Origin of the sequence: Sulfurihydrogenibium sp. (assembly GCF_028276765.1) — a bacterium.
Classification (GTDB): Bacteria; Aquificota; Aquificia; order Aquificales; family Hydrogenothermaceae; genus Sulfurihydrogenibium.
Map to the genome: position 1 here is coordinate 1 of NZ_JAPYVU010000053.1, position 11,044 is coordinate 11,044.

The 11,044-nt window shown below is 33.1% G+C and carries 11 protein-coding genes, 1 rRNA gene and 1 CRISPR repeat array; of the genes, 3 read left to right on the plus strand and 9 right to left on the minus strand.

The features are described from left to right. The first annotated feature begins 85 nt into the window (after positions 1 to 85). Positions 86 to 961: a CRISPR direct-repeat array (repeat unit 29 nt; unit sequence GTTACATCTGAACCGTGTGGGTTATAAAG). 198 nt (positions 962 to 1,159) lie between these two features. From Q0929_RS07795 to leuD, 8 genes are all read right to left on the minus strand, one after another. Continuing rightward, positions 1,160 to 1,741, minus strand: a complete 582-nt coding sequence (locus Q0929_RS07795) for a CDP-alcohol phosphatidyltransferase family protein (RefSeq protein ID WP_299239489.1) — start codon at positions 1,739 to 1,741, stop codon at positions 1,160 to 1,162. Beyond that, complete coding sequence (locus Q0929_RS07800; RefSeq protein WP_299239492.1) at positions 1,738 to 2,349, minus strand: phosphoribosylanthranilate isomerase; 612 nt, start codon at positions 2,347 to 2,349, stop codon at positions 1,738 to 1,740. The genes Q0929_RS07795 and Q0929_RS07800 overlap by 4 nt, the downstream gene beginning before the upstream one ends. Beyond that, positions 2,346 to 3,314, minus strand: coding sequence for a transketolase family protein (locus tag Q0929_RS07805; RefSeq protein ID WP_299239494.1), 969 nt, complete (start codon positions 3,312 to 3,314; stop codon positions 2,346 to 2,348). Before Q0929_RS07805 ends, Q0929_RS07800 begins: the two co-directional genes overlap by 4 nt. Positions 3,315 to 3,319: 5 nt before the next feature. Beyond that, positions 3,320 to 4,180 carry a transketolase gene (locus Q0929_RS07810; protein ID WP_299239495.1) on the minus strand — a complete coding sequence of 287 codons (861 nt, stop codon included), beginning with the start codon at positions 4,178 to 4,180 and terminating at the stop codon, positions 3,320 to 3,322. A gap of 277 nt (positions 4,181 to 4,457) precedes the next feature. After that, positions 4,458 to 5,078 carry a hypothetical protein gene (locus Q0929_RS07815; RefSeq protein WP_299239497.1) on the minus strand — a complete coding sequence of 207 codons (621 nt, stop codon included), beginning with the start codon at positions 5,076 to 5,078 and terminating at the stop codon, positions 4,458 to 4,460. 5 nt (positions 5,079 to 5,083) lie between these two features. Then, the gene (locus Q0929_RS07820) at positions 5,084 to 6,757 is read right to left on the minus strand and encodes a tetratricopeptide repeat protein (protein ID WP_299239499.1); all 1,674 of its coding nucleotides are present in this window, start codon (positions 6,755 to 6,757) and stop codon (positions 5,084 to 5,086) included. Beyond that, a complete protein-coding gene (locus Q0929_RS07825) occupies positions 6,757 to 7,608 on the minus strand; it encodes a universal stress protein (RefSeq protein ID WP_299239501.1) in 852 nt (283 codons plus the stop codon). Before Q0929_RS07825 ends, Q0929_RS07820 begins: the two co-directional genes overlap by 1 nt. Beyond that, positions 7,598 to 8,098 (minus strand): 3-isopropylmalate dehydratase small subunit, encoded by a 501-nt coding sequence (gene leuD, locus Q0929_RS07830; RefSeq protein ID WP_198001801.1) that lies wholly within the window; start codon positions 8,096 to 8,098, stop codon positions 7,598 to 7,600. Before leuD ends, Q0929_RS07825 begins: the two co-directional genes overlap by 11 nt. Before the next feature lie 53 nt (positions 8,099 to 8,151). On the opposite strand from leuD, the gene trpS reads away from it, so the two are divergent. The 3 genes from trpS to Q0929_RS07845 all read left to right on the plus strand — a co-directional run bounded on the left by trpS (position 8,152) and on the right by Q0929_RS07845 (position 10,265). Beyond that, positions 8,152 to 9,330 (plus strand): tryptophan--tRNA ligase, encoded by a 1,179-nt coding sequence (gene trpS, locus Q0929_RS07835; RefSeq protein WP_299239503.1) that lies wholly within the window; start codon positions 8,152 to 8,154, stop codon positions 9,328 to 9,330. Positions 9,331 to 9,418: 88 nt separating this feature from the next. Further along, complete coding sequence (locus Q0929_RS07840; RefSeq protein WP_299239504.1) at positions 9,419 to 9,796, plus strand: hypothetical protein; 378 nt, start codon at positions 9,419 to 9,421, stop codon at positions 9,794 to 9,796. Between the two features lie 37 nt (positions 9,797 to 9,833). Beyond that, positions 9,834 to 10,265 (plus strand): hypothetical protein, encoded by a 432-nt coding sequence (locus Q0929_RS07845; RefSeq protein WP_299239506.1) that lies wholly within the window; start codon positions 9,834 to 9,836, stop codon positions 10,263 to 10,265. A gap of 657 nt (positions 10,266 to 10,922) precedes the next feature. Here Q0929_RS07845 and rrf read toward each other — a convergent pair. Next, a 5S ribosomal RNA gene (gene rrf / locus Q0929_RS07850) occupies positions 10,923 to 11,040 on the minus strand. Positions 11,041 to 11,044 lie beyond the last annotated feature (4 nt).

Sequence of the window (11,044 nt, forward strand, 5' to 3'; positions counted from 1 at the left end):
TTTTTTAAAAGTTTGGTATAATGATTATCAGAATATTGATAGAGTAAGTTAAAAGCGATTTTATTTTTGAGTTAAAAGTTAACGGGTTACATCTGAACCGTGTGGGTTATAAAGCTGGGTCGAATAGACCCAGAACATGATACAATACTTGTTACATCTGAACCGTGTGGGTTATAAAGTTTTTAGTATTCGTTTTTTAGGAAATTCTTGTTTTCGTTACATCTGAACCGTGTGGGTTATAAAGAAAATAAGGCAAACTTTTCCTTCCTTCTTATTAATTGTTACATCTGAACCGTGTGGGTTATAAAGCCAGGTCGTTTATGTTTTTTACTTTTTCAGAAGTGAGTTACATCTGAACCGTGTGGGTTATAAAGATCAATCGTATAATCTCTTATTCTCGGAACGTCTCTGTTACATCTGAACCGTGTGGGTTATAAAGTCTTGCTGAATATTAGCTGAAAGAAAAAACTGAGTAGTTACATCTGAACCGTGTGGGTTATAAAGATTGTTGAAAAGACACCTTCAAATTGACAAAAATTAGTTACATCTGAACCGTGTGGGTTATAAAGACTTCTATGTATCTTTTGTTCCCTGGAATAAGAATGGTTACATCTGAACCGTGTGGGTTATAAAGTGTTAGACTATATGTTCAAGCTTGAGAGAGAAAATGAGTTACATCTGAACCGTGTGGGTTATAAAGTCAACCGCAGGAGTTATTGGGTTTAGTGCGTGGTATTGTTCCATCTGAACCGTGTGGGTTATAAAGTCCATCTTTTCCAACTCATATTCAATCTGATCATAAGTTCCATCTGAACCGTGTGGGTTATAAAGGAAGAAAAGAAAGAACCTCCAAAGCCTAAGCTAAACGTTACATCTGAACCGTGTGGGTTATAAAGGGGAAAATTTTATTTCCATTCCCTTTGCTTCACTTGGTTCCATCTGAACCGTGTGGGTTTTGTAAGGTGAAACGTGAGACGTGAGATGTGAGACGGGTTTAAAAGAATGATAATGGCTTAAACAACACATTAAGTCAAAATCAATAGCAACTTTACAGAAGAATAACCTCTTTACACAATAAACAAAAAGAAAAACATGAGATTCTTCGCCGGCTGCAGAATGACAACATTGATTTTTAGAACATTTTCTATACACTATATAGTCAAAGCTTAGAACTTTCTTTATAAAAATAAAAAATTCTTTGGAATGCTGTAAAGTTTGAGCCGATGGCTATTAAAAGAATGCTGTAAAAAACCAATCCGGATAAAAGTCCAATGATTAAAAATATTGACCTTTCCGGTCTTTCAAAAGCACCTATTTTACATTCATATCCAAGACCTTCACATCTTGCCCTTGTGTAGCTTGTCATAAATGAGCCGATTATAGCCACTGCACCAATCAAAAAAAACAAATCATCATCCTTATACAGATAAATCAAAGCAAAAATTGGAACCACATCAGAGTATCTATCTACGACAGAATCCAAAAAAGCTCCAAAAGTTGAAGTTTGATTATACTTTCTTGCAAGGTAGCCATCAAGAGCATCAAAAATATTTCCAAAAAGAATAAAAATCCCTGCAATAAACAGGTAATTTAGATAGATAAAATAACTTCCAATAAAAATTAAAATCAAACCACAGATGGTTAGAAAGTTTGGAGTTATGTTTAATCTATACAGAAAATCTACAACCGGAGCTGTTTTTTCTTCCCATATAGGTTTTATATTTTTTATAAACTGGCTCATCTGCTTTTCGCAATGTCTATAAATTTTTTAACTTTATCTAAGTCTTTAACGCCCGGAGATGCTTCTAACTTTGATGATGCATCAACTCCATAAGGTTTTACATGGTTTAAAATCTCTTTAAGATTGTTTTCAGACAGACCGCCGGAGATGATTACTTTGTCATACATATCTGTAATCTTTTTTAAGAGATTTAAATCTATCATCTCCCCCGTCCCACCATAAACACCTTCTTTAAACGCATCAACCAAAACTGTAATATCTTCATTTTTAAACGTCTTTATTTTTTCTAAGTCTGATTCATCTTTAACTCTGATTGCCTTTATAACTTTATCTTTCGGAAATTTTTTAACAAATTCTAAATCTTCATCTCCATGAAACTGAATAAAATCAGCTATGTTTAAAAGTTCTAAAGCCTGCTCTAAGCTTGGATTTACAACAACCGCCACAAGCTTGCTATTTTTTAGATTTTCTTTTATTTTTTTAATTCTTTCAACGTCAACATATCTTGGACTTTTTGGATAGGTTATAACACCTATATAATCTGCTCCATACTCTGATATTTCTTTTGCTTGACTTGGCAGTGTTATGCCACAGATTTTAACAATCATCTTACTTTTTTAGTTAAAGCTTCTTTTATCTTTTTCTTCAAACCCGGTACAGATAAGCCAAGCTCTTCCATTACTTCCCAAGCCGGACCGGATATGCCAAATCTATCTTCAACACCATGTCTTACAAGGATAGTTGGATAATTTTCTGCTAAAACTTCTGCTACTGCACTTCCAAGACCGCCGATTATAGAATGCTCTTCTGATGTAACCACTGCACCTGTTTTTTTAGCGGTTTGTATGATTAAATCTTTATCAATAGGTTTTATAGAAGACATGTTTATAACTTCTACGTCTATACCTTCATCTTCAAGCTCGTAAGCAGCTTGTAAAGCCATAGAAACCATCACACCGCAGGCTATAACAGATACATCTTTACCTTCTTTTAATACATATCCTTTACCAATTTCAAACTCGTAGTTTTCAGGTAATATTACCGGGAATTTTTCCCTTCCCATTCTTATATAAAACGGCTCTTTAATCCAATGTACTTTTTTAAGAACCTTTTCCATCTCAACGCTATCTGCAGGAACGATTACGTTCATATTTGGCAGCGTTCTCATTAATGATATATCTTCATTCATTTGATGAGAAGCTCCATCTTGACCTACAGAAACACCACCATGAGAAGCTACAAGCTTAATGTTTAGTTTATTGTAAGCTATTTGTTGTCTGATTATCTCCCAAGGTCTTCCGGTTAAAAATATAGCAAATGAAGATGCGTAAACAGTCCTGCCGGTATAAGCAAGTCCTGCAGCTATACCAATCAAGTTTTGTTCTGCAATTCCGGCATTGAAAAATCTATCCGGATAAGCAACATGAAATTTATGGGTCCTTGTAGATTCTGATAAATCTGCGTCTAAAACAACCATTTCCGGGTCTATCTTTCCAAGCTCAACTAAGACTTCTCCGTATGTATCTCTTAATGCTTTTTTAGGCAATTTATTTATATCAATTTTTTCAGCCATCAAACTTACACACCTCCGGATGTTAATTCTTGGATTGCTTTCTCATACTCTTCTTTACTTGGTGCAACGCCGTGCCACTTAAAGTTATTCTCCATAAACGATACGCCTTTACCTTTAACTGTATGAGCTACAATCATGGTTGGCTTTCCTTTTATTTGATTTGCTTGAGTAAAGGCATCTATTATCTGCTGATAATCATGTCCGTCAATCTCTATCACATGCCAGCCAAAAGCTTCATACTTTTCTTTTAGTGGATGAATGTTTATGATATGTCTTATATCTCCATCAATTTGAAGATTATTATTATCAAGAATTGCTATTAGATTATCTAACTTATGATGTCCTGCAAACATTGCAGCTTCCCATGTCATACCTTCCTGGACTTCTCCATCCCCAAGCATTACATAAACTTTATAATCCTTATTTGCAAGTCTTCCAGAAAGAGCTTGACCAATTGCTACCGACAACCCTTGACCTAAGGAACCTGTTGAAGCTTCTGCTCCTGGAACGCCGTGTCTATTTCCTTGCCATGCAGGATGACCTTGCAATCTACTATATCCATCCGGAGCAAATCCCTTTGTTTTTCTGTAAGTAGACAATTCTTCTTTTGGTATATACCCAGCTTTTGCCAACACTGAGTATAAAGCAGGTGATGCATGTCCTTTAGAAAGGATGAATCTATCTCTATCTTCCCACCAAGGATTTTTTGGGTCGTATCTTAAAAATCCACCAAAATATAAAACAGTTAAAATATCGATGGCAGACAAAGACCCACCCGGATGTCCAGACTGGGCGTTGTACACCATTGTAATAATATCAATTCTAAGCTCTCTTGCTATTTCTTTTAACTCTTGAATATCTCTCAACCTTATAACCTCCTGTAAATGTCTATATATTTATCATTTCTCTGCTTACCTTTCATTTAACAACTTTAAAATTTTTATTGTTTTTAGAAGCTATGGAATTGCTAAATACTCATTTTTTGTAAGTTTGACAATAGTCAAATGCAATATTTACTGAAGCTGTCTTAAAGCAAGAGATAAATATTTTACATCAGAGCTTGTTCCTTTTTCCTTCAGTAAAGTCAAAACTCTTGGAAACATTCAAAGAGCCTTCTACTATCAAAAAGTTTACAGCTAATTCCTATTTAGCAAAGTTCAAATTTGATATATTAAGCTTCATTAAAACGCTGCCGTTATTTGTAAGCTGAATTTCATTGTTTAAACCATACTCAACTGTATAATCTTTATAGATTATCTTTCTTAAATTTCCTTCTTCATAAACAAGCGTATACTCTGGTCTGATTATCTTCAATTTATTGCCATCGCATTCATACTTTTCATTCTCTTGAATGTTGAATTTTTTAGATATTAAACTTTTTAAAAGAGTTATATCTGTCAATGGTTTTGCTTGTGGTATATAAAGGGATACTAAGGATAAAATCTCTCCAGAATTACAAGATTCAAATCCGGAAGCTTTGACACATAAAGAGCCATCTTTTCTTTCTATTGTCAAAAGATTTTTTCCAAAAGGAGATGATATATACATTTTTTCATTTTCTCCAAATTCTCCTTTTACTAATGCCGGCAAGCCAGAAACCATCGCAGAACCGGCAAAGCTAAATTTATCAGGTATGGCATTATCTTTTTGTTTTATCTCTTTAAATTTATTCTCACAGTAAAAAGGTTGAAACGTAGTCGTAGAACAAGAGTTTAAAAATAAAGTAGAAAATAGAAAAATAAATAGAAATTTTAAATTTTTCATCTTACTCACCTCAAATCTTTAAGCTTTTTTAAAACTCTTTCTTTTTGATTTGGCTCTCCTTCGCCCTTTTTATCTATTAGCTCTAAAGCTTTTTTGTAATACTCTATAGCATCTTGTTTTTTGTTTAATTTTAGTAAAATATCTGCATAATGCTCATTTAATACTGGGTCATCTTGCATTTTTTCAAGTGCTTTTTTTATTAGCTTTTCAGCCTCAGCATAATTACCTTTTTTGTAGTATCCCCAACCAAGGCTATCTAAATAAGCAGGACTATCCGGCATTTTCTCAAGTGCTTTTTTTACAAGTTCAATACCTTTGTCTATGTTTATTTCTCTGTCTATGTAAGTGTATCCAAGATAATTTAAAGCATCAGGGTAATCTGGTCTTAGCTCTAAGGATTTGTAAAGGGATTTTTCGGCTTCTCGCCAATTTCCAAGTTTATCAAGATAAATCGCCTTTATAAAATGAACGGTTGGGTCATCCGGTGCTATACTTTCAGCTTCTTTAACAAGCTCGAGTGCTCTTTTTATATTTCCTTTCTTGTCTTCTATATCAGCCATTGATAAAAGAATTTTATAATCCTTAGGGTTTTGGACGTAAAGTTTGTTTAAAATTTCTAATGCTTTATCATACTCTTTAAGGTTTAAATAAACACTGACAAGTCTGTCAATAAGTTCTTGGTTGTCCGGCTGTTGTTTGTATAACTCTTCATAAATTGCTTTTGCATTTTGGTAATCTTCCAATGTTTCATAAGCCATTCCAAGCATAAATTTTAAGAATGGATTATCCGGATTTTCTTGTGAAGATTTTTTTAAATCTTGTAAAATTTCGTTAGATTTACCATACTTTATGTAAAGTAAAAATTTCTTTAATATAGCGTCGTTGTCTTTAGGATTGAGTCTGATGATTTTATCTATGGTTTCTGCAGCATTATTGAAGTCATCTTTATCTACGTAAATCTGAAATAGTCTGTTTAAAGCTTCAAGATTATTAGGGTCGTCTTTTAGTATGTTTTTGTAGATTTCTATCGCTTTATCGTAATTGCCGGATTGTCTGTAAATCTCGCCAAGAAGTTGCCATGATGGTTTATATTTTTTGTCAATTTGTAAAGATTTTTTCAGATACTCTTCTGCTTTTTGTGTGTTGTTCTCAAAAAGATATATTCTCGCTATTTTGTAATAGATAGATGGGTCATCTTTTTTTATTGTAACAAGCTTTTCTAAAAGCTCCTTTGCTTTGTTTAAATTTTTATTTTCAATGTATTGGTCAATCAAAGCTGAAATTATTTTTTCATTGTTTGGAAATTTTTTATATCCTTCTTCCAATACAGATAAAGCTTCTTTTTGATTTTTCGTTACGTTGTAAAAGAATGATAAAAATAGATAAGTTTCTGGGTCGTTTTTAAATTTTTCTTTGTAAGTTTTTAGCAATTCAAGAGCTTCTTCTTTTTTACCAAGACTGTATGCAAGGAAAATTGTTTCTCTATAGACTGCAGGTGTGTCAGGCATACGTTTAACAGCTTCTCTACAAAATTCGTAGGCTGTTTTTATATCATGCCTGTCTTTAGCTATCTTGCAAATTCCATAATAAAATAATGGATTTTCTGAAGACGGTTTTATGTTTATGCCTGCAAATGCAGTATTACACAAAACAAGCGCTGACAATAAAAGTTTTTTCATTATTTACTCCTAAATACTAAAACAGCAGTTTTTGCTCCTTTAAGTATTTTATAAGATGTAGAACCTATAAACGACAACTTTCCGCCTTTATCTTTTCTTTTACCTGTAACTATAAGGTCAACGTTTTTTTCTTCTGAAAACTTTAAAATTTCCTTTTCCGGGAGACCTTCTTTGTATACAACTTCAACCGATGGATACTCTTCTTTTAGCTTTTGTAATTTTTCAATCTTATGCTGCCTTACTTTTTCATAAACTGATTTTATGTGAGTAAAATGTGAATCATTATCAACATGAATTACTGTAATCTTTGAATTATAAATAGATGCTAAATCCAATGAAAATTTCAACGCTTCTTCAGAAGTAGGCAAAAAGTCATAGGCAACAAGTATATGATTATACTGAGTTTTGTCTTCTTTTATAACAAGCACCGGAATTTTAGACCTTGATGCTATTCTTAAAGAGTTGCTACCTATGGCTTTTTCTTCAATCTCTGACTTTTTATGAGACTTTACAATAATTAAATCAACATCATTATTTTCTGAAAATTCCAAAACAGACTCAACAACTTGACCTTGTAAGATAATTGGAACTACACATAAACCTTCCGCTTCAAGTTTTTGTTTATATTCAGATAAAGTCTCTTTTGCTTTTTCTTTTAAAACTTTTTGTAAATTTAAAAGAGCTTCTTTTTCTTCTGTTGGAAGCTCATCAAAAAATGGAACATTTGGCGGCTCTAAGACGTAAACAATATAAACTGTTGCATTTTTAGCTTTGGCAATTTTAGAGCCGGCTTCTAAAACAGTCTTACTATCTTCTGTTAAGTCGATTGCTGTTAGTATCTTACGAAGCATTTTTTATTTTTTCCTTAGCGTATTCCATCAAGCCGCCGGCTTTTAAAATAGCTTGTAGATTTTCCGGTAGAGGTTTTATCTTATACTCTTTATTTTTAGTAACATTTCTTATAACACCTTGGTTAATATCAATCTCTAAAATATCTCCTTCCTCAGCCTCTCTTGCAGCTTCCGGAGATTCTATGATTAATAAGCCTAAGTTAATAGCATTTCTAAAGAATATTCTTGCAAAAGATTCAGCTACTACTGCAGCAATTCCAGCACCCTTGATGGCAAGAGGAGCATGTTCTCTTGAAGACCCACAACCAAAGTTTTTACCAGCAACAAGTATATCACCTTCTTTTACTTTTGATGGAAATGTTGGGTCTGCATCTTCCATTACGTGTTTTGCAAGCTCTTTTGGGTCTGTAGTCACAAGATATCTTGCAGGTATTATTTGGTCTGTATCAACGTCATCTTTAAACTTCCAAACTCTTCCTCTAATCATAATTTCCTCCTAAATTAGGTTAGAATTATTATAACAAAAATAAAAGGAGGCAATTTATGAGAATAGTTAGCGGTATGCGTCCTACAGGAAAGCTTCATTTAGGACATTACTTTGGCGTTATAAAAAACTGGCTAAAGTTACAAGATAGCAATGAATGTTTTTTCTTTGTTGCAGATTGGCATGCATTGACAAATAAATATAAAGAAACATCCGATTTAAAACAAAATATTTACGACCTTGTAATAGACTGGCTTTCCTGCGGTATTAATCCGGAGAAGAGCACTATCTTTGTCCAATCGGGAGTTAAAGAACACAGTGAGCTTGCATTACTCTTTGGCATGATAACACCAAAAAGCTGGCTTGAACTAAACCCATCATACAAAGATTTAAAATTTAATTTAATTTTTCAATACATAAGAGACTTTCTATTTGGAAAAAACATAAAGATAGACCAAGACAAATTACATGAGATTGTATATAAAGCTTTTTACCACAAAAAAGATATAGATTACGAGGGATTAACGAAAGATTTAACAGATTTAAAAATCAAACAAGAGATAGTAAATGAAATAGTTCACAACATAAAAGAAGGAGATATTGGAAAAGATATAGACACATTCGGATTCTTTGGATATCCTATCTTAATGGCAGCCGACATTTTAATCTATAATGCAGATGCAGTTCCGGTAGGAGAAGACCAGCTGCCACATATAGAAATAACAAGAGAAATAGCAAGAAGATTTAACAATCTTTACAGTCCTATATTTAAAGAACCGCAAGCTTTATTAACAGAATCATCAAAGCTTCTTGGAACAGATGGCAGGAAAATGTCTAAATCTTACAATAACACAATAGCATTAAGCGAGCCGAGAGAAACTCTTGAGAAAAAAATATTGTCTATGAAAACAGACCCACAAAGACTTAAAAAAACCGACCCAGGAAGACCGGAAATCTGTAATGTATTTTCTTATCATAAATATTTCACAGACTCGCAAGAAGTAGATAAAATTCAAGCAAAATGTAGAAATGCCGAAATAGGATGTGTAGAGTGTAAAAGAATTCTATTTGAGAATATAGATAAATTTTTATCTCCTATAAGAGAAAAAAGAAAAGAATATGAAGAAAATATTGGATATATTGAAAAGATAATTATAACTGGAACAGAAAAAGCTAAAGAAGTTGCAAAAGAAAATATGAAGGATGTTAGAAATGCAATGGGGTTGATAAACTTTTGAAAAATTACAAATTTTTAATTTGACTTCTGTTATAAAATGAATTATATTTAATAAGATAAAATAAAAATTCTATCAGGAGGTATTAAAGATGAAAAAGTTATTCGTAGTAGCGTTAGCAGTAGGTTCAGTAGCATTAGCAAGCTGTTCAAGTGCAAACTATGCAACAAAAGAATATGTAGACCAACAAGTAGCCGGAGTTGCTGAAAAAGTTAACTCTGTAGATGCTAAATTATCAGCATTAGAAAGAGAAGTGGCTGCTTTAAAATCTTCTGGATCTGGAAATGCAGCATTGGCAGCAAAAATTAACGACTTAGAAGCTCAAATTAATCAAATGAAAAACACATGCCCAGAAGCATGCAATGGAAAAATTTCTGCTTTAGAAAAAGATGTTGCTGAATTAAAAGAAAAAGTAGAAAAACAATCTGCTCATATGGAAAAAGAAGTTGAAAAATCTATGAGAAAATAATTTTCATAGTCTGTATAACAAATTAAGGAGGAAAGAAATGAAAAAGTATATATTAATGAGCATGGGAGCTATTGTAGCATCGTTTACATTCGCAAACGCTCAATTAGCAGCTTCAGAATGTGGATGTTATGATGCTCCAATAGGAAAAGATGTGCCAAGAAGTAATTATGTTTCAAAAGAATATGTTGATGAAAAGTTTGCACCTATTTTTCAAAAGCTTGATGCTATAAATAGCAGAGTAGAATCTCTTTCTAAAGAATTGGCAAACTTAAAAAATGATTCATCTGCTGGACTATCTCAAAAAGTTGCAGACTTGGAAGCTGCTTTGAATTCTTTAAAAGGCTCCTGTCCGTCAGCATGTAATGCTAAATTATCTGAAGTTGAGAAAAATATTGCTGAATTGAAAGAAAAAGTAGAAAAAAGATCTGCTCATATGGAAAAAGAAGTTGAAAAATCTATGAGAAAATAATTTTCTTTCGCCGCCCTCCCTCTAGTGGGAGGGATCTTATTGTAAGGAATTTTTATTAAAAAAATATTCAAAAGTTTTTAAGCCATAAGCTTTAATTAAACCGCCAAATATTAAAATCACTACACATTCCAAAAATCTCATTTCCTTCCTTCTTGCAACTTGTTCTTTTTACTTCTTCTATCCCTCAATGGTGCAAAATTCACATTTTCTTTTTTAAGCTGAGGCTGCTTGTAAAAACCACATCGTCATTCTGCAGCCGGCGAAGAATCTCCTGTTATTGTTTCCTTCCTTTCAAAACATATTAAAACATGAGATCCTTCACTTCGCTGCTGGATGACAAAGAACGACCCAATGGTGTTATTCTGAGTGTTAGCGAAGAATCTCATTTTTCTTATTTTTAAAAGATTAGATTCTTCGGCCTTCAGCCTCAGGATGACACGGAAAGGTAAACTTGCGAGAATTTTGGAACACTCTTATTATACAATAGATTAAAATGGTTAGATTTCTTTGATTTTCAATAGAAAGACTTATTAATTTAAATCATCAAACGGCAACCAGGGTTTTAAATATAACAATTAAAAAGAGATTTTGTGATTTGAAAATTGATTATTTCTTGTCGGATTTTTCTATAATAAAAATATCAAATTAATCAAAACCCCCCGGCGTCGACCTACTTTCCCGACCGGTCTCCCGGCCAGTATCATGGGCGCTGGTGGGCTTAACTGCCGGGTTCGGAATGGAAGCCGGGTGTTTCCCCACCGCTATGGACACCAGGGATT

Excerpts from the sequence above, each read along its gene's own strand:
- Q0929_RS07795 (WP_299239489.1), bottom strand. The coding sequence starts at position 1,741 with ATGAGCCAGTTTATAAAAAATATAAAACCTATATGGGAAGAAAAAACA.
- Q0929_RS07800 (WP_299239492.1), bottom strand. The coding sequence starts at position 2,349 with ATGATTGTTAAAATCTGTGGCATAACACTGCCAAGTCAAGCAAAAGAA.
- Q0929_RS07805 (WP_299239494.1), bottom strand. The coding sequence starts at position 3,314 with ATGGCTGAAAAAATTGATATAAATAAATTGCCTAAAAAAGCATTAAGA.
- Q0929_RS07815 (WP_299239497.1), bottom strand. The coding sequence starts at position 5,078 with ATGAAAAATTTAAAATTTCTATTTATTTTTCTATTTTCTACTTTATTT.
- Q0929_RS07820 (WP_299239499.1), bottom strand. The coding sequence starts at position 6,757 with ATGAAAAAACTTTTATTGTCAGCGCTTGTTTTGTGTAATACTGCATTT.
- Q0929_RS07825 (WP_299239501.1), bottom strand. The coding sequence starts at position 7,608 with ATGCTTCGTAAGATACTAACAGCAATCGACTTAACAGAAGATAGTAAG.
- trpS (WP_299239503.1), top strand. The coding sequence starts at position 8,152 with ATGAGAATAGTTAGCGGTATGCGTCCTACAGGAAAGCTTCATTTAGGA.
- Q0929_RS07840 (WP_299239504.1), top strand. The coding sequence starts at position 9,419 with ATGAAAAAGTTATTCGTAGTAGCGTTAGCAGTAGGTTCAGTAGCATTA.
- Q0929_RS07845 (WP_299239506.1), top strand. The coding sequence starts at position 9,834 with ATGAAAAAGTATATATTAATGAGCATGGGAGCTATTGTAGCATCGTTT.